Below are 17,771 nucleotides of genomic sequence, written 5' to 3'. Positions count from 1 at the left end.
CGAATCTAGTCAAGGCCGCCTTCACGTCCCTCGAAGCCGCGCGTCCCGCGCCGCTGCGATACCAGCACCTTCAGCACCCGACTTTCGCCGGCGCCGCGACCTCGCCCCCATCAGGATCCACAAGAACCGGCACCGCCTCCCCGATCCGCAGCTGAGTACCCGCCTCTTGCGTCAGAGAAATCTGCCCCGTATCACCCAACGTGCTCTGCCACGTGATGTCCCACTGCGCAGTCGCCGTCACTGGATAAACACACTTCGGCAACTCCCGAGAAGTCTTCTTGTACCGATGCCCACAGTCCGGCGAGTCCTTGATCCCCATCGCCTTCGTGTACGGCGTACCTGGACCCTTGCAGCGGATCGTGTTGCCGTCGCCCATGGACCAGTTGACCGCCACGACCTTGGCTGTCGCCGTCACAGTCAGCCCGGGCACACTTGCCGACCGCTCGATCGGTCCCCAGGTGTTCTCGGTCTTGTTGACCCACATCCAGACCGGCATGTTCACCAGCCCGATCTGCCCAGCCCCAGGTGCGGTCTTGATTAACGGCGACGCCAGTTGCATCTCGGCGATTGCCTGATAAGCCAACGTCTCCGGATCGATCACCACCGTGTCGGGCCTTCCGGGCAACCAAACCCACTCTGTCACTAGGTGCTTGCCCTCGTCATACCCCTGCTCCCGCACGCATGCCCAGATACTGCCTTCAGTGTGCCCTTGCCAGCGCTCATCCGTGGGCGGCGGCTGAGGTTCTTCACGCTTCATGTAGCACTGATGACTGTTTGACCAATTGCCGAGCTGCGGGTCGACACATGCCTGCGCGGCGCCGTGGAAGTTGCAGACCGGCTTGGTCTCCTTGTCGTGTTTCCCTCCGGTGCCGGGATCCGTGGGCGAGGTAGTGGGAGTTTGGTAGGCCTTGGCAATCCACCGACATTTGTGCCCGACACAGATCCATTCGTAGTTCGGCCCTGGCGGCGGTGGTCTCTCGTCGAGAGCCGACGCAGGGACACCCCAAATCATCGCTCCCGCTACGGCCAGTAACGCGATCCCAGCTGCTCGTCGAGCTCGGCTCAGCATTGGCCTTTGTCCTCGTCCGAGATGAGGAACCAGACCTTCCGCCCGCCCGGCGCGGGTGGGGCATACACCAACCGCGATGCGAGCTTGTGACGATCGCCGTTGCCCGGTCCCTCAGGTACAGGCTTGCCATCTTTCTGGAACCTGAGGACCAGTCCCGACGTGTCAACGCAGTTGATCAGGTTCACCTCTGGCTGCGCCCCGCCCAGCCTCACCGTGGAGACCTGCGTGGCAGCAATCTTTGTGCGTCCAGTCTGATACCAACCGCTGCGCGTCATTGATCTGGCTTGGTCGATGATTGTAATGATCAACTCGCCGCCGATCCCAGCTTTCTCGAGCGCTGGTCGATCGAGTTGTGCCGGGCTCGTGAATGCCTGATCTGTTGCAGTCGTTGCAGCTGCATAGCGAGCCTTGGCGGCCGCGATCGCGGCCTGTTCCTCCGGTGTCCAGGTTGGAGTGGATGGGCCGGTGGGCGTCGGGGTTGGGCTAGGGGGCGTGGGGGTGGTGTTGGGGCGGCCGGCTTCGGGGGAGCCTTGGCAGGACGTCAGCGCTAGGAGGGCGCAGAGGGCTGCGGTGGCGCGGCCGAGGGCCGGTCGGCGGGTCATTCGGGCTCCGATCTGTGTGCGGTTGGTGTAAGGGTGTCATACGGAGGGTGTTCGTCCGGGGGAGTTATCCACAGGTTGCAGGAAGTTGCATCGGGGGTCTGCGCGGGGCTTCGGCGGGGAGTGCGGGAGGATCTGGGTATGTCGCCTATTGGTCGTCGTCGGGGTTGGGGTAGCGCTCGGGTGGGGGAGAAGAAGGCGGTGGTGGCGCCTGAGCCGCATCCGTCGGGGGCGCGGGCGCCGGGGGTGCCGAAGGAGTTGGTGCCTCGGCATGTGGCGATCGTGATGGATGGGAACGGGCGGTGGGCCAAGCAGCGGGGGCTGGCTCGGACCGAGGGGCACAAGGCCGGTGAGGCTTCGCTGCTGGACGTGATCAAGGGTGGGATCGAGATCGGGGTGAAGTACATCTCGGCGTACGCGTTCTCGACGGAGAACTGGGCGCGGTCGCCGGAAGAGGTGCGGTTCCTGATGGGGTTCAACCGCGAGGTGATCCACCGGCGCCGCGACGAGCTGGACGCGATGGGGGTCCGGGTGGTGTGGTCCGGGCGGCGGCCGCGGTTGTGGAAGACCGTGATCGACGAGTTGGAGTACGCGCAGGAGCGGACCAAGGACAACGACACGATCACCCTGCAGTTCTGCGTGAACTACGGCGGTCGCGCGGAGATCGCCGACGCGATGAAGTCGATCGCGCGGGATGTTGCCGCAGGCAAGCTCAAGCCCGACCGCATCACCGAGCAGACGATCGCGCGGCACCTGTACGCGCCGGACATCCCCGAGGTGGACCTCTTCGTGCGGTCGTCGGGTGAGCAGCGGACCAGCAACTTCCTGGTCTGGCAGCTCGCGTACGCCGAGATGGTCTTCCTCGACACACTCTGGCCGGACTTCGACCGCCGTGACCTGTGGCGCGCGATCGAGCTCTACGCCCAGCGCGATCGCCGGTACGGCGGCGCCATCCCCAACGAGGTGTCTCAGTGAGCGCGGGGATTCGGGAGTAGGCCTCGCTCCATCGCGACAGTCACGGCTCGGGTCCGGTCGTCCACATCCAGCTTCGTGAACAGCCGCTGGAGATGCGTCTTCACAGTCGCCTCGCCGATGAAGAGCTCCCGGCCGATTTCCGCGTTACTGAGGCCACGAGCTACCGCCGCGAGGACCTCGAGCTCGCGAGGCGACGGCTGGGCCGCGGCGGGCGCGGCCGGCGTACGAAGGCGGTTCATCAGGCGCGCCGCGACCGGCGGCGCGAGGACGGTCTCACCACGGGCCGCGGAGCGAATCCCGTCCAGCAACTCAGCGTGTGGCGTGTCCTTCAGCAGATACCCCGCAGCACCGGCCTCGACCGCGTGCAGGATGTCGGTGTCGGTGTCGTACGTCGTCAGCACGAGCACCCGCGTCGACGGGTACCGGGCCACGATCCCACCCGTCGCCCACACCCCGTCTCGCCCAGGCATCCGCAGATCCATCAGTACGACGTCAGGCCGCGTCGACTCGACCAGCGCGAGAGCCTCCGCGCCGTCACCGGCCTCGCCGACCACCGCGATGTCGTCGGTCACCGCGAGCATGCCGATCAGCCCGGACCGCACCACCGGATGGTCGTCGACCACCAGAACCCGAATCACGCATCCTCCTGCGCCGTAGCCGGAATCAGCACCTGAACGCGAGTACCGCGCCCCGGCGCGCTCTCCACCTGCACCGAACCACCCGACTCCTCGACCCGCCCGCGCATCGCGTTCAGCCCGAAGCCACCGGACACCGCGGCCGGCGTGAACCCGGACCCGTCGTCCCGGATCTCGATCCACACCCCGCCGTCCGACAATCCCAGCGTGATCCGCACCTGCGTCGCGCGGGCGTGCTTGCGCACATTCGCCAGCGCCTCCTGGGCGGATCGCAGCAATACCACCTGCTGCGCCTGCGGCAGCGCCGCGACCTCCTCGTCCGGCAGGTCCAGGGAGACCTGTACGTCGACGCCCGTCTCGGCCGCGAACCGTTCGGCCTGCCGCCGCAGCACCTCGGACAATGTTGCCTCTGACAACGCGACCGGGGTGAACGCGGCAACCAGCGCGCGGGCCTCGGCCAGGTTCTCCCGGGCGGTGTCCTCGATCGCCGCCAGCCGGGCCGCGGCGCCGTCGGTCCCGCCGCGCTGCAGTTCGACCGCAGCGGTCTGGGCCAGCATCACGATGCTCGTCATCCCCTGCGCCAGCGTGTCGTGGATCTCCCGCGCGATCCGCTCCCGCTCGGCCATCACGCCGGCGCTGTGATGCGCTTCGTTGAGCTCGTCCCGGGCCGACTCGAGTTGCTCGATCAGTTCGGCCCGCTGCTGACTCTGCGTGATCACCTTCTCGATCCAGATCCCGAGCAGCAGGCTCACCACCAGGCTGACCAGCATCCACGGCAGGATGTCCCCGAACGCGCCCCAGGCCCATCCGACGTTCCACAGTTGCGCGGCGCCGACGCCGACCACCAGCAGCAGGCTGAGCGCCGCGCTCTCGCGCACGTTCTTGCAGAGCAGCCAGATCTGCGCCGACGCGATGAACATCAGGAACACCGACTGCGGATGCAGCGCGACCAGCACCATCAGGCAGGCGATCATCACGAGTCGATAGGCGTACGACGGAAGTGCCCGGTGGGACCGCATCGCGGGCAACCCGATGAACTGGTACGCCGCCCCGAGAACCACCACCGCCCCGACGAACACCGCCTGCCGGGTCGCGTTCAGGTCCCCGGTGAAGGACAGCGCCAGCGTCATCGCCAGCAGCACCCAGAACACGATGTGCCAGCCGACCAGCGTCCGTGTCCACACGGGCTGGTCGACCCCACTGCCAGAGCTCTCCACGGTCACCATCTTCCTCCACACCGGGATCCACGTTCGCGGCGCGTTCCAGGCGGACGGCACGGTACGACGCCGGGCCGGTGCGGCCGGCGTCGTACCGGAGAGCTCGTTCATCAGCCGGCGTCCCGCCGGGTCCAGCGGAAGACGCGCTGGGCGACGAACAGTCCCACGATCAGCCAGACTGTGAGCACGATCGCGCAGATGCCCAGCTGCCACGAGCCACCCGGCTCGTTCACCTCGAACCCGTCTGGCAGGAACACCGACCGCATGCCCTGGGCCAGCCACTTCAGCGGGAAGACCGAGGCGACGCCGCGCATCCAGGGCGGCAGGCTGCTGTAGACGAAGTACACGCCGGACATGAACTGCAGCAGCAGGACCACCGGAGCGACGACCGCGGACGCTGCCTTGCCGGACCTCGGTACGACGCTGAACGCGATCCCCAGCGCCGACCCCGACGCGGTACCGAGAACGAAGATCCACACGAAGTTCGCCCACTTGGCCGGGTCGGTCGGCAGGTCGACGTCGAGCAGCACCCCGGAGATCGTCAGCAGCAACGCGATCTGCGCGATCGAGGTGATCAGGACCAGGCCGATCTTGCCGACGAAGTAGGACTGTGGGGGCATCGGCATACCGCGGAGCCGCTTCAGCAGGCCGTCGTCGCGCTCCAGCGCGATGCTGACCGCGAGCGACTGGAAGCTGCTGAGGAAGATGCCGGAGGCGATCATCCCGGGCGTGAAGTAGGTCGCGGCGTTGACGCCGTTGAAGTCGGTGCTGCCGAAGACGGCGGAGAAGATGGCCAGGAAGATGATCGGGAAGAAGAAGGTGAAGATCAGCGCCTCCCGCTCCCGGAAGAACTCGCGGACCTCGAGCCTGGTGCGGGCCAGGCCGATCGACAGCGTCGACGGCAGCGGCTTGGTGGTGGTGTCGGCCATCAGAGTGCTCCAGCTTCGATCGCAACAGCGGCCCGGTCGGCGGCGGTGACCTTGCCGATCAGGTCCAGGTAGATGTCTTCCAGGCTCGGGCGCCGTACTTCGAGCTCGGGTACTTCGCCGCCGAAGCGCTGCATCAGCGCGGCGACCTCGGCCGTCGGCTGGTCGGTGCGCAGCTCGTGCGGACCGTCGGCGTCGCTCCAGGAGACCCGCGCGGTCCGGGCTCCGCGTCCGCCGAGCGTCTCCGGCGTCGCGATCTCGAGCATCCGGCCGTCGGCGATGACCCCGACCCGGTCGGCCAGGTGCTCGGCCTCGTCCAGGTAGTGGGTGGTCAGCAGGATCGTCGTACCGCTCGTCCGCAGGCCCTCGATCAGCGTCCAGAACTGCCGCCGCGCCTCGGGGTCGAAGCCGGTCGTCGGCTCGTCCAGGAACAGCAGCTCCGGGTTGCCGATCATGCCGAGCGCCACGTCGAGCCGCCGGCGTTGTCCGCCGGACAGCTTGCGCGGCCGGGTCTTGCGCTTCTCCTCCAGCCCGACGGAGGCGATCACCTCGTCCGGGTCGCGCGGGTTGGGGAAGTAATTGGCGTAGTGGTTGACCAGCTCGGCCACGGTGGACTCGGCCTCGTCGCGCGACGTCTGCAGCACGATCCCGAGCCGGCTGCGCCACTGCCGGTCGCCGTGCCCCGGGTCGGTGCCGAGCACGCTGATCTCACCCTCGTCGGCCCGGCGATACCCCTCCAGGATCTCCGTGGTCGTCGTCTTGCCGGCCCCGTTCGGCCCGAGCAGGGCGAACACCTCACCCCGATGGATGTCCAGATCGACACCGTCGACCGCGACCTTGTCGGGGTATCGCTTCACCAGGCCCCGCACCCGGACTGCGTTGTCTGTCTGCATGCCTCAACCTTCCCGTCCCGGCACCGTCCCCCGGGAGCACCGCCCGGCGGACGCTCTGTCCCCCGACCGGTGGACAGAGGTGTACGTCAGGACAGGAGGTAGTCGGCTCGGCGAGGGGTCGCCGGTGGTTGCTCAGGCGGGCGCGGGCATGTACGCACATGACTACGTCCTGTCGTTACGCACGCCGCCACGCCCGCGAAGGATGACGGGATCGCCAGGAGCCGGATAGCGTCGGGGAATGGCTCAGACGGTGCGTGGTGTGGTGGCGAAGGGCAAAGGCCAACCGGTGTCGATCGAGGAGATCACGATCCCGGATCCCGATCCGGGGGAGGCGGTGGTGAAGGTCCAGGCGTGCGGCGTCTGTCACACGGACCTCCACTATCGCGAGGGCGGCATCAACGACGATTTCCCCTTCCTGTTAGGTCACGAGGCGGCGGGCATCGTGGAGTCGGTCGGTGACGGCGTCACCGACGTCCAGCCGGGCGACTTCGTCGTGCTGAACTGGCGGGCCGTCTGCGGCAACTGCCGGGCCTGCCTGCGCGGCCGTCCCTGGTACTGCTTCAACACGCACAACGCCCAGCAGAAGATGACGCTGGCCGACGGCACCGAGCTGAGCCCGGCCCTCGGCATCGGCGCCTTCGCCGACAAGACCCTGGTCGCGGCCGGCCAGTGCACCAAGGTCGACCCGGCCGCCAAGCCCGAGGTCGCCGGCCTGCTCGGCTGTGGCGTGATGGCCGGGCTCGGCGCCGCGATCAACACCGGCAACGTCGGCCGCGGTGACAGCGTCGCCGTGATCGGCTCGGGCGGAGTCGGTACGGCGGCTGTCGTCGGAGCCCGCCTGGCCGGGGCGGCGAAGGTGATTGCCATCGACATCGACGACCGCAAGCTCACCGTGGCCCGGGAGCTCGGCGCCACCCACACGATCAACTCCAAGGGCCTCGACCACGACGGAGTCGTCGCCGCGGTCCAGGAGCTGACCGGCGGGTTCGGTGCGGATGTGGTGATCGACGCGGTCGGCCGACCGGAGACGTGGAAGCAGGCGTTCTACGCCCGTGACCTGGCCGGCACCGTCGTCCTGGTCGGCGTACCGACGCCGGACATGACGCTGGAGATGCCGCTGCTCGACTTCTTCGGCCGCGGCGGTTCGCTGAAGTCGAGCTGGTACGGCGACTGCCTGCCGACCCGGGACTTCCCGCTGCTGATCGACCTGCACCTCCAGGGCCGGCTACCGCTGGACCGTTTCGTCTCCGAGACGATCGCCCTCGAGGACGTGGAGGCCGCGTTCACCAAGATGCATCACGGCGACGTGCTGCGCTCGGTCGTGGTGTTCTGAAACGAGATCCATACGTCGGGTGTCGCGTCGGGCTTCCCGGCGATCGGGCGGCGTTCCGTCGTCCACACGTCGCCGGAGACCTCGGTCGCGACCCGGTGCCAGAACCGGACGGCCTTCGGGTTGTTCTCCTGGAATGCGACGTCAACCGGGCCGGGGTGGTGTGCGAGGACCTCGCGCACTGCCCGCAGCCCTAGTCCGTTGCGCCGTACCGGCCGAACCATGAAGAACGCGTTCAGCACCCGCACCGGTTGCGAGAGCGCCCGCATGAAGCAGAAGCCGACCGGACTCTCGCCGCTGTAGAACAAGTACCCCGCCCAGTCCGGGTCCCCGGTGAGCACCTTCTCCAGCCACTCGGTCCGGTAACTCCCGTCCGGCCGCGGCAGTTGGCCCTGGAACTCCGACATGTCGTGCCGGAACATCAGCCACAATCGCTCCAGGACGACACGGTCCTCCGCGTCGGCACGCCGTACGAACATAGGTCTCCTCACAAGGATCTGAGAACGCAGAAAAGCCTCCCGCCGGAAGGAGATCCGGTACGGAAGGCTTACTGCGGTGAGTTTATCAGTCCAGCGCGGCAGTACTCCGGTCGACCCAGGTCATGTCCGCGTAGCGCGCGCCCACCGGGGTCAGCTTGGCGAGCGCGGCCTGGTCATCCGCCGACAGTTCGAGCTCCAGCGCCGCGGCGTTCTCCTCGAGATACTTGCGCCGCTTCGTCCCGGGGATCGGCGCCACGTCATTGCCCTGAGCAAGCACCCAGGCCAGGGCGACCTGCCCGGGCGTCGCGTCGTACCGGGAGGCGACGGCGCGGATCTCGTCGACCAGCGCGAGATTCGCCTCGAGGTTCTCGTCGTTGAAGCGCGGCAGAGTACGCCGGAAATCGTCGGCGGCGAGGTTCGTCGGCGCGGCGCCGGTCAGCATGCCACGGCCGAGCGGCGAGTACGGCACGATCCCGATGCCGAGCTCACGGCAGGTCGGCAGCACCGACTCCTCGATGTCCCGGCTGAACAGCGACCACTCGCTCTGCACTGCCGTGATCGGGTGCACGGCGTGCGCCCGCCGGATGGTGTCCGCCGACGCCTCCGACAACCCGAGATACCGGACCTTCCCGGCCTCCACTAGTTCCGCCATCGCCCCGACCGTCTCCTCGACCGGTACGTCGGGATCCGCGCGGTGCTGGTAGTACAGGTCGACGTGGTCGAGGCCGAGCCGCCGCAGCGAACCGTCGATCGACGACCGGACGTAGCCGGGCGACCCGTTCACACCGCGCTTCGCGGCGTCCAGCGGACCACCGAGGATGCCGAACTTGGTCGCCAGGAACACCTCGTCCCGGCGATCGGCGATCGCCCGGCCGACCAGTTCCTCGTTGGCGCCGTACCCGTACAGGTCGGCGGTGTCGAGGAAGGTGATGCCGAGGTCGAGGGCCCGGTGCAGCGTCGCGATCGACTCGGTGTCGTCGGTCGCGCCGTAGGCGAAGCTCATTCCCATACAACCCAGTCCGAGGCGGCTGACCTCGGCGCCGTTGCTACCCAGTTTCATCAGAATCTCCTAGAAGTTGGCATGGCTCTGCCCGCCGACGGACCGCAAGGGGTCCTCGGCTGAGCGATGGATGGATTACGGAGTGGCGTTTCCGCCGTACACGGTGATCTTGTACTCGGTCACCGCGAGCGCCGCCTGCAGATCACGCATCCGGCGCTGGATGCCGGCCCGGTGCGCTTCCATCAGAGCGAGCCGCTGCGGCGCAGTGTGATCGCCCTGCTCGACCAGGTCCAGGTAGTGACTGATCGTGCCGATCGGCATGTCGGACGCCCGGAGCCGGGTGACGAACGCGATCCGGCCCATCGCGCGCCGGTCGTAGCTGCGGTAGCCGGCGTCGTCACGACCGACCTGGACCAGCCCGATCCGTTCGTAGTACCGCAGGGTGTGGGCGGTGAGCCCGGTGATCGCGGCGGCCTCGGCGATCGAGAGGTGCTCGGGGAGGTCGTCGGGGAGCTCGAGCAGCCCCAGCAACTGCCGGTCGACCGGCTGGTCGAGCAACTCCGTGGTGTTCATGTCATCAACCGTAGGCCTTCGAGTGCACTCAAAGGCAAAGGTGATCTGCGTCACAGACCGCTAGGGCTGCTGGCAGTCCGCGCAGGTCCCGAAGATCTCCAGCGTGTGGCTGACGTCGGCGTACCCGTGCTCGGCCGCGACCTTGTCCGCCCAGCGCTCGACCGCCGGGCCTTCGACCTCGACCGTGCGGCCGCAGTTGCGGCAGACCAGGTGGTGGTGGTGACCCTTCGAGCAGCGCCGGTACGCCGTCTCGCCGTCCGTGGTGCGCAGGACGTCGACCTCGCGCGTGTCCGCGAGCGCCTGCAGGGTCCGGTAGACAGTGGTCAGACCGACAGCCTCACCCGCGGTCCGGAGCTCCTGGTGGATCTCCTGCGCGGTCCGGAATTCGTCGAGGTTGTCGAGCGCGAGCGCGACCGCCGCGCGCTGACGGGTCGAGCGTGTTCCGATGGCCACCATTCCTCCTGTCCTCAAGTCAGACCCAATTCTCGCAGAAGTCGGCAAGTCAGTGCTCATCCCAGTGATCGCCGTGGGCCGCGTGCAGGTGACCGTCGTGGACGTAGTCGAGATGATCGCCGTGCTCGACCTTCTTGTGCCCACAGGCCGGGTTGTGCGCGTGCGGGTGCCCGGAGCTCACCACATGCGGCTCCGGAGCCGGTACGCCGACCTCCGGCTCCTCGTCCGCGAGCGGGCGGGCTCGGCCGGACCGCCGCCGGAGCAGCGTGCCCACCGTCGCCGCGATCACGAAGCACGCCAGCGCCAGTACGACGATGGTCGCGCCCGGAGCCACGTTCGCGTTGTACGACGTGATGATGCCGGCCAGGCACACGACGACACCGATCCCACACGCGGTCACGAACGTACTGCGGAACGACCGGGTCAGCTGCTGCGCGGTCGCCACCGGGACCACCATGAGGGCGCTGACCAGTAGCAGGCCCACCGTTCGCATCGCCACGGTCACCGTCACGGCAGCCATCACCGCGATCACCAGGTTGAGCAGTTGGACCCGGAGTCCGGTAGTGCGGGCGAACTCCTCGTCCTGGCACACCGCGAACAACTGCGGTCCCAGTCCGATCGCCACCACTAGGACGGTCACGGCCAGCCCGACGACGACGTACAGGTCGCTGGGGGACACGGTGGTCAGTGAACCGAACAGATAGGTGTTCAGAGTCGCGGCGCCTTGACCGGCAAGCCCGATAAGGAGCACACCGCCTGCGATACCGCCGTAGAAGAGCAGTGCGAGCGCCACGTCGCCGCTGGCCTTGCCGCGAGCGCGGACCAGCTCGATGGCGGTCGCGCCGGCGATCGACACGAGGACCGCGGTGAACACAGGCGCCGTGCCGGTCAGCAGGCCGAGCGCGACACCGGTGATCGCGATGTGGCCGATGCCATCACCCATCAACGACAGCCGCCGCTGGACCAGATACGTACCGATCGCCGGCGCGGACAGACCAGTCAGCAGCCCGGCGACCAGCGCCCGCTGCATGAACTCCAACTGGAAGAGGGTCACGATGTCAGCCACCCGGAGTCGTCATCACTGTGTGAATGGTGGACGTGGGCGTGGGTCTGGGAGGCGTGGGGCGGGCCGTCGTACACGATCCGGCCGCGGCGCAGGACGACCGAGCGGTCGATCAGCGCGTCCATCGGGCCGAGGTCGTGGCTGACCATCACCACGGTGGTGCCGCGGGCGACCCGCTCCCTGATCGCGTCGGCGAAGATCTGCTGGCTGGCGAGGTCCACGCCGGCGGTCGGCTCGTCGAGGATCAGCAGCTCCGGGTCGGACACCAGCGCCCGCGCGATCAGGACCCGCTGCTGCTGCCCGCCGGACAGCTCGGCCACCGCATCCTTGCGCCGGTCGGCCATGTCGACGATCTCCAGCGCCGCATCGATCGCCTCCTTGCCGGCCGAGCCGAGTGGAGTGAACATCCGCCGCTTCGACAGCAGTCCGGACGACACCACCTCGTAGACGGTCGCCGGTACGCCGCCGGCCGCGGTGATCCGCTGCGGGACGTACCCGATCCGACGCCACTGCCGGAAGCGGGGGACCGGCGTACCGAAGAGGCGGACCTCTCCGCGAGCAGCCGGGAGCAGACCGACGATGGTCCGGATCAGCGTGGACTTGCCGGAGCCGTTGGTTCCGAGGACCGCGACCACCTCGCCCTGGCGGATCTGCAGGTCGACGCCCCGGAGCACCAGACGACCGCCCAGGTCGACCGAGAGATCGGCGACCTGAACGGCCTTCGCGGAGGTTTCTGGAGGTGTCACGCGCAGCTGTTCGCCTTCTGGAGCTCCTGGAGATTCTGCCGCATCAGGGTCAGGTAGGTTTCCTGCGAATTCGCGTCCGACAGGCCCTCGATCGGGCTCAGTACGGCAGTCTGCACGCCGACGTCCCGGGCGATCGTCTCGGCCACCTTCGGGCTGACCAGCTCCTCGTAGAAGATCGTGGTCACCTGCTGTGCCTTCACGATGTCCTGGACCTCCTTGATCCGGGCCGGGGTCGGCTCCGCGTCCGGGGTGAACCCGGCGATGCCGACCATCGTCAGACCGTACCGCTTCGCGAGGTAGGCGAAGGCCTGATGACTCGTCACGAAGGTCTTGAGCCGGCAGTCGGCCAGACCGGTCTTGAAATCGGTGTTGAGCTTGCCGATCTCGGCCAGGAGGGTCTTGGCCCGGGTGTGGTAGCCCTCGGCGTTCGCGCTGTCGGTGGCGACCAGCTTCTCGGTGACCGCGTTGACGACCTCGGCGTACCGGACCGGGTCGAGCCAGAAGTGCGGGTCGAGCGCGTCCTCGGTGTGCGCGGCCGGTGCCGCGCCGCCTGGCTCCTGATGCTCCTCGAAGTCGGCGCCGGTGGCCTCCAGTTGAGCGGCCGGGGCGACGTCGAAGCCGGCGTCCTTCGCGTTCTGGTCGATCGCCTCGTCGACGGCCGGCTGCAGGCCCTTCTCGTAGACGACCAGGTTCGCGGTGGCGACGTGGCCGACCTGCTTGGGGGTGAGTTCCAGATCGTGCGGCTCGACACCCGGCGCGGTCAGGGTGGTGACGTGCACCGCGTCGCCCCCCACTGAGCGGGCGATGAACTCGAGCGGGTAGAACGAAGTCACGACGTCGAGCTTGCCGTCGCCAGAGCCACTGGCGGTCGAGCCACCGCACCCCACCAGGGTGAGGGCCGCCAGGGCGGTGGCGCCGGCGACGACAGCACGAGTACTAGATCTCATGACAATCATTTTCATTTAAGTGGAAGTCATTGTCAAAACAGGGAGATGACCGATGGCCAGCCGTACAGTCGGGCGCCGGCGCGCCGACCACCGGGGCAACCGCCGCCGCAAGCTCGACATTCCCGCCGGCCATGGGCACGGACATGGGCACGGGCACGGGCACGGGCATGGTCACGCATACGGCGACCACGTGGTCGACACCTCGGTGGTGGACTCGGACGCGATCGTCGCCCGGCGGGTCCGGATCGTGGTCGCGGCCGTACTGATCCCGCTGCTCACGGCCGCCGTGGTGGCGATGATCGTGCTGTGGCCGGGTGGCGGCGTGAAGGTCACGTCGTACCAGACCGACACCGCCCGCGGCGAGGTCACCGCGCTCAAGGCCTGCCCGAACCCGAAGGACAAGTGCAACCTGGCGACGGTCAAGCTGACCACCGGGGCGGACAAGGGCAAGCCGGTGCCGGTCCAGGTCCCGACGGGTGGTCAGGTCCCGATCCCGCCCAAGGTCGGTCAGCCGGTCATGCTCGCTGTGGTGGCCGGCGCGACGACGATCGCCGAGCGGTACCAGTATGTCGACCACGACCGGACGAAACCGTTGTTGCTGCTGACGGTGATCTTCGCGATCGCGGTCGTGGCGCTGTCGCGCTGGCGTGGCCTCGCGGCGCTGGTCGCTCTCGCGGTGACCGCGGTGATGCTGACGCAGTTCATCCTGCCTGCAATCCTCAAGGGCTCGAACGCGCTAGTGGTCGCGGTCGTCGGTGGCACGGTGATCATGGCGATAGCGCTGTTCCTCACGCATGGGATCAATGCGGAGAGTTCGATCGCGCTGTCCGGAACGATCGCTGCGCTGGGGCTGACCGTGGTCCTGGGCTGGTTCTTCACCAAGCTCTGCCAGTTGAGTGGGTGGGCGTCCGAGGGAGCGTCGGCCGCCCAGCAGTTCGCGCCCGATATCGACCTGACCGGGCTGTTGGTAGCCGGGATGGTGATCGGTGCTCTGGGAGTGCTCGACGACGTCACCGTCACGCAGGCGGCGGCGGTCTGGGAGTTGTCCGCCGCGAACCCGGCCGCGAACCGGCGTGAGCTGGTCGGCGCGGGCCTGCGCATCGGCCGCACCCACGTCGCGTCGGTGGTCAACACGCTCGTCCTCGCGTACGCCGGCGCCGCGATGCCGATCCTGCTCGTCTTCGCCATCCAAGGCCTGCCCGGCCGGTACGTCGTCTCGACCGAACTGGTCGCGATGGAAGTGGTGCGCGGCCTCGTCGGCAGCCTCGGCATCATCATGGCCGTCCCGCTCACCACCGCCCTCGCCGCGATGGCCGTCGCGGACCGCTCCCGCGAGCTCGTCAACACGGAGCCGGAACACATTCACGCGGGCTAACTGAAAATCACCCCTTCCGCACGGCGCTCCAGACTCCTACAGTGCTGCTAGGTCACGGAGAGTCCGCCCACGACTACCTTCGGTGGCTGCACGGGGTGAGGAGTGCTGATGAGGTTCCGTCATCGGGACGGGTCGACCGTCCATGTGGGGTACTGCGCGACCGTGCATCCGGCCGACGACCTCGACGGAGTGATCGCCGATCTCGACGGTTGCGCGCGGCGGGTCCGGACGGAACTGGACGTGCCGGTGCTCGGGATCGGCCTGTGGCTGGCGAGTCCACTGACCGACCGGCTGGCGAACTCGCCGTCCTCGCTGAACAAGTTGCGTCGATCGCTCACGCGGAATCAGTTGGAAGTCGTCACGCTGAACGGCATCCCGCACTCCCACTTCACCGACCAAGTCGTCGGCACCAAGGTGTTCTGCCCGGACTGGACCGAGCCGGAGCGACTCCGGTACACCCTCGACCTGATCGACGTCCTGGCCGAGTTACTCCCGGCGGACGCGTCGTACGGATCGATCTCGACGCTGCCGCTCGCGTGGCGCGTGCCGTGGTCGAAGGCGCGCAACACCGCGGCCCGGAAGGCGCTCGACGGTGTCGAGCAGCACCTCGCCCGGACCGAGACACGGACCGGCCGAAGGATCCGGATCGCGGTCGAACCCGAACCCGGCTGCGTCCTCGAGATGATCGGCCAGGCCGCCGCCTGGCTGAGCCCCTATTCCAGTCCGGACGGCGGCACGTCGCGGGTCGGACTGGGATTGGACACGTGTCACCTCGCGGTGCAGTTCGAGGAGCCGGCGGACGCGTTCGAGACGCTGTGGCGGGCCGGCGTAGACGTGGTGAAGGCACAACTGGCGGTCGCGCCGACGTTGGTGGACCCGTCCGACGGGGCCGGTCGCTATGCGCTCGGTCAGCTCGGAACCCCGAAGTACCTGCGGCAGGTGCGCGAGTGGGGTGGGCCGGGGGTCGACGATGTCGCTCAGGCGTACCAGCTTTCTGGGCATTCGGCCTGGCGCATGCATGCCCACGTCCCCGCCCACACCGCGCCGCCACCTCCACTCTCGGCGACAACTCTTGCCTTGGAGGACTGTCTGACCAGACTGGTCGGCGGTGGCCATCCGCTCACGCATCACTTGGAGTCCGAGGTCTACGCGTGGCCGCGCCCTCCCAAGACGAAGCAGCAGCTGGCCAAGCGGATCGCCAAGGAACTGCGGTGGCTTCGCGATCGCCTGACAGGGCTGGGATTGCACGCGATCGACTAAGCCGCGCGCGGCACTCTGGTCAGGTCGGAGTAGTCGGGGAGCGGCACCGAGCTGAGGGCCTTGCCCACCGCGTTCTGCGACCAGATGAACCGTTGCACCGGGGTCGGCAGCTTCGGTACGGCGGCCGCCGCGAACGGCATCAGCTTGAGCGCGGTCGGGCTGCCGGGAATCAGTGTGCGCATCACCTTCGGCCCGATCGCCCGGCTCAGGTCGACCATCCGCCGGACCGTCCTCTCGTAGTTCCGCAGTCCGGAGGGGAGATCGCTGCGCGCCGCGGCGAGCTCGCCGGCCAGGATGTACGCCGTGACGACCGCCAGGCTGGTGCCGCCACCAACGGCCGGTGCCGGGCAGAAGCCGGCGTCGCCGACCAGGCCGATCCGGCCGCGCTGCCAGGTGTCGAGCGTGATCTGCGAGATGGAGTCGAAATAGAAGTCCTCGGCTGCGGGTAGGTGCTCGAGGAGCAGTGGCGCCTTCCAGCCGTAGTCGCGGAACTCCTTGGCCAGCAGGGCTTTCTGCTCGTCCTTGTCGCGGTAGTCGTAGCGCAGTTCGTGCGGAGTCCGGAACAGGAAGCCCGCGCGGGTCTGACCGGTCTGGTGAACGCCGTACCCGGCGACGATCCGGTCGACGGAGAAGTGCGCGACCATCCCGTCGCCGAGGTCGAGGACGTCGGGCATCGAGAATACCGCGAGGTAGCCGCCGAGTGGCCGGCGCATCGACTCCTCCGGGCCGAACGCGAGCCGGCGGACGGCCGAATGCATGCCGTCGGCACCGATCACCAGGTCGAACCGGCACTCGTCGCCGGACTCGAAGGTGACGTCGACGCCTGAGCCGTCGTCGTGCAGGGTCGCGATCGAATCGCCGAAGACGTATTCGGTGCCGGCGCGGGTGGCGTCGTACAGGATCTTGGTGAGCTCGCCCCGGAGGATCTCCACGTGACTTCCGGAGATGCCGGCGTACAGGCGGCTGAGGTCGACGTGGACCGGGCGCTTGCCGAAGCGCTCGATCGTCATCGACTCGATCCGGGTCCGGGCCGCCTCGATCGCATCCCAGCGGCCCATCCGGCGGGCGACCTCGGCGCCCGGGCCGAACAGATCGACGGCGTGACCGCCGAGACCGTGCCGCATCGCCGGGGTGCGCTCGACGACGGTCGGCTCGAAACCGTAGCGGTGCAACCAGTAGGCGAGCACCGGACCGGCCACGCTCGCACCCGAGATCAGGATCTTCACGGCAACCCCCTTGGATTCGCTTACTGAACGGAAAGTAAGTGATCGGCTATGGCCGTGTCAATGGCTTACTTACCGGACGGTCAGCTAATCTTTGCGGTGTGCCGAGACAACGGACCGGGGACACCCGGGCGCGGATCCAGCGGGTCGCGATCGAGCTGTTCGCCGAGCAGGGGGTCCAGCAGACGAGCCTGCGCGACATCGCCGACCGCCTCGGTGTCACCAAGCCGGCGCTCTACTACCACTTCGCCTCGCGGGAGGACCTGCTGAACAGCCTGGTCCAGCCGCTGATCGAGGACTTCGAGGCGTACGCCGCCGAGCAGCAGGCGGCCGCGCCCGTCGAGGCACGGGAGCTACTGGGCTCGTACTTCGACCTCGCGTACCGTCATCGCACGCTGATCCAGCTGGCGATCCGCGACCTGGCGGTCCTGCACGAGCTGAAGCTCGCCGACCGTTTCATCCAATGGCGCGGGCAACTCGCCGACCTTCTGATCGGCCCGGCCCCGGCCTTCGCCGACCAGGTCCGCTGCATGGTCGCGATCGGCGGGCTCTCCGACTGCGCGGTGATGATCGACCACGTCCCGGTCGCCGAACTGCGATCCGCTGCCGTCGACGCGGCGTACGACAGCCTGGGCCGTCCGTAGCGTCAGCCGCTGGCGATGCGGGAAACGGCGAAGAGCAGGACCACCAGGATCGAGAAGATCCGGATCAGGCGGGCTCCGGTAGTGACGACCGGCCAGGACAGGAAGCCGAGCCAGGACAGGAGCAGCGCCAGCACAATCAGCGCGGGGACGGCAAGGGCGACCGGGCCGAAGACGCCGGCCAGCGCGAGGACCAGGGTGATGCCGGGCAGGGTGAGCTTCGGCATGCTGTGCAGCCGGGCGATATAGGGATAGCTGAACTTGGTGATCCGCTGCCGCAGCGGACTCACCGGCTGACTGCCCTGGGAACTCATTGCTCTATTGTTCCAGGCCGCCGAAGCTGTGGATAACTCCGGACGCCCCGCAG

Annotated in this window: 19 protein-coding genes; 5 read left to right on the top strand and 14 right to left on the bottom strand. The window is 68.1% G+C overall.

What is annotated here, in order from left to right; genetic code table 11:
- Nucleotides 1-70: 70 nt before the first annotated feature.
- Nucleotides 71-1,012, bottom strand: coding sequence for a hypothetical protein (locus OG876_RS41865; protein ID WP_328522293.1), 942 nt, complete (start codon nucleotides 1,010-1,012; stop codon nucleotides 71-73).
- Nucleotides 1,013-1,809: 797 nt separating this feature from the next.
- Here OG876_RS41865 and OG876_RS41860 point away from each other — a divergent pair.
- Nucleotides 1,810-2,643 (top strand): isoprenyl transferase, encoded by an 834-nt coding sequence (locus tag OG876_RS41860; RefSeq protein ID WP_328522292.1) that lies wholly within the window; start codon nucleotides 1,810-1,812, stop codon nucleotides 2,641-2,643.
- On the opposite strand, the gene OG876_RS41855 is transcribed toward OG876_RS41860, so the two are convergent.
- From OG876_RS41855 to OG876_RS41840, 4 genes are read right to left on the bottom strand one after another with little or no spacing between them, the layout of a single operon-like run.
- Nucleotides 2,637-3,281: a response regulator transcription factor gene (locus OG876_RS41855; RefSeq protein ID WP_328522291.1), complete on the bottom strand. Its 645-nt coding sequence runs from the start codon at nucleotides 3,279-3,281 to the stop codon at nucleotides 2,637-2,639. The two genes, OG876_RS41860 and OG876_RS41855, sit on opposite strands and share 7 nt — an antisense overlap.
- Nucleotides 3,278-4,606: a sensor histidine kinase gene (locus OG876_RS41850; RefSeq protein WP_328522290.1), complete on the bottom strand. Its 1,329-nt coding sequence runs from the start codon at nucleotides 4,604-4,606 to the stop codon at nucleotides 3,278-3,280. Before OG876_RS41850 ends, OG876_RS41855 begins: the two co-directional genes overlap by 4 nt.
- Nucleotides 4,606-5,424, bottom strand: a complete 819-nt coding sequence (locus tag OG876_RS41845) for an ABC transporter permease (RefSeq protein WP_328522289.1) — start codon at nucleotides 5,422-5,424, stop codon at nucleotides 4,606-4,608. The genes OG876_RS41850 and OG876_RS41845 overlap by 1 nt, the downstream gene beginning before the upstream one ends.
- Nucleotides 5,424-6,314, bottom strand: coding sequence for an ABC transporter ATP-binding protein (locus OG876_RS41840; RefSeq protein ID WP_328522288.1), 891 nt, complete (start codon nucleotides 6,312-6,314; stop codon nucleotides 5,424-5,426). Before OG876_RS41840 ends, OG876_RS41845 begins: the two co-directional genes overlap by 1 nt.
- A 238-nt stretch (nucleotides 6,315-6,552) precedes the next feature.
- Between OG876_RS41840 and OG876_RS41835 the strand changes: the two genes are divergently transcribed.
- The gene (locus tag OG876_RS41835; RefSeq protein WP_328522287.1) at nucleotides 6,553-7,647 is read left to right on the top strand and encodes an S-(hydroxymethyl)mycothiol dehydrogenase; all 1,095 of its coding nucleotides are present in this window, start codon (nucleotides 6,553-6,555) and stop codon (nucleotides 7,645-7,647) included.
- Here OG876_RS41835 and OG876_RS41830 read toward each other — a convergent pair.
- The 7 genes from OG876_RS41830 to OG876_RS41800 all read right to left on the bottom strand — a co-directional run bounded on the left by OG876_RS41830 (nucleotide 7,611) and on the right by OG876_RS41800 (nucleotide 12,905).
- Nucleotides 7,611-8,123, bottom strand: a complete 513-nt coding sequence (locus OG876_RS41830) for a GNAT family N-acetyltransferase (RefSeq protein WP_328522286.1) — start codon at nucleotides 8,121-8,123, stop codon at nucleotides 7,611-7,613. The genes OG876_RS41835 and OG876_RS41830 overlap by 37 nt on opposite strands.
- A gap of 85 nt (nucleotides 8,124-8,208) precedes the next feature.
- The gene (locus OG876_RS41825) at nucleotides 8,209-9,183 is read right to left on the bottom strand and encodes an aldo/keto reductase (protein ID WP_328522285.1); all 975 of its coding nucleotides are present in this window, start codon (nucleotides 9,181-9,183) and stop codon (nucleotides 8,209-8,211) included.
- Nucleotides 9,184-9,258: 75 nt separating this feature from the next.
- Nucleotides 9,259-9,696: a MerR family transcriptional regulator gene (locus tag OG876_RS41820; protein WP_328522284.1), complete on the bottom strand. Its 438-nt coding sequence runs from the start codon at nucleotides 9,694-9,696 to the stop codon at nucleotides 9,259-9,261.
- Nucleotides 9,697-9,756: 60 nt separating this feature from the next.
- Nucleotides 9,757-10,149, bottom strand: coding sequence for a Fur family transcriptional regulator (locus OG876_RS41815; protein ID WP_328522283.1), 393 nt, complete (start codon nucleotides 10,147-10,149; stop codon nucleotides 9,757-9,759).
- A 49-nt stretch (nucleotides 10,150-10,198) separates the two neighbouring features.
- A complete protein-coding gene (locus tag OG876_RS41810; RefSeq protein ID WP_328527021.1) occupies nucleotides 10,199-11,203 on the bottom strand; it encodes a metal ABC transporter permease in 1,005 nt (334 codons plus the stop codon).
- Complete coding sequence (locus tag OG876_RS41805) at nucleotides 11,200-11,958, bottom strand: metal ABC transporter ATP-binding protein (protein WP_328522282.1); 759 nt, start codon at nucleotides 11,956-11,958, stop codon at nucleotides 11,200-11,202. The genes OG876_RS41810 and OG876_RS41805 overlap by 4 nt, the downstream gene beginning before the upstream one ends.
- Entirely contained in the window at nucleotides 11,955-12,905 is a 951-nt protein-coding gene (locus tag OG876_RS41800) for a metal ABC transporter substrate-binding protein (RefSeq protein ID WP_328522281.1), read from the bottom strand. Before OG876_RS41800 ends, OG876_RS41805 begins: the two co-directional genes overlap by 4 nt.
- Nucleotides 12,906-12,957: 52 nt before the next feature.
- Between OG876_RS41800 and OG876_RS41795 the strand changes: the two genes are divergently transcribed.
- Complete coding sequence (locus OG876_RS41795) at nucleotides 12,958-14,280, top strand: YibE/F family protein (protein ID WP_328522280.1); 1,323 nt, start codon at nucleotides 12,958-12,960, stop codon at nucleotides 14,278-14,280.
- A gap of 108 nt (nucleotides 14,281-14,388) precedes the next feature.
- Complete coding sequence (gene eboE / locus OG876_RS41790) at nucleotides 14,389-15,540, top strand: metabolite traffic protein EboE (protein WP_328522279.1); 1,152 nt, start codon at nucleotides 14,389-14,391, stop codon at nucleotides 15,538-15,540.
- Here eboE and OG876_RS41785 read toward each other — a convergent pair.
- Nucleotides 15,537-16,766 (bottom strand): FAD-dependent monooxygenase, encoded by a 1,230-nt coding sequence (locus OG876_RS41785; RefSeq protein ID WP_328522278.1) that lies wholly within the window; start codon nucleotides 16,764-16,766, stop codon nucleotides 15,537-15,539. The genes eboE and OG876_RS41785 overlap by 4 nt on opposite strands.
- A gap of 98 nt (nucleotides 16,767-16,864) precedes the next feature.
- On the opposite strand from OG876_RS41785, the gene OG876_RS41780 reads away from it, so the two are divergent.
- On the top strand, nucleotides 16,865-17,407 hold the full coding sequence (locus OG876_RS41780; RefSeq protein WP_328522277.1) for a TetR/AcrR family transcriptional regulator: 543 nt from the start codon (nucleotides 16,865-16,867) through the stop codon (nucleotides 17,405-17,407).
- 2 nt (nucleotides 17,408-17,409) lie between these two features.
- On the opposite strand, the gene OG876_RS41775 is transcribed toward OG876_RS41780, so the two are convergent.
- Complete coding sequence (locus OG876_RS41775; RefSeq protein WP_328522276.1) at nucleotides 17,410-17,718, bottom strand: DUF6703 family protein; 309 nt, start codon at nucleotides 17,716-17,718, stop codon at nucleotides 17,410-17,412.
- Nucleotides 17,719-17,771: the final 53 nt, after the last annotated feature.

It is taken from the genome of Kribbella sp. NBC_00359 (assembly GCF_036097425.1).
Lineage (GTDB): Bacteria > Actinomycetota > Actinomycetes > Propionibacteriales > Kribbellaceae > Kribbella.
This window is presented reverse-complemented; position numbering and strand designations above follow the sequence as displayed.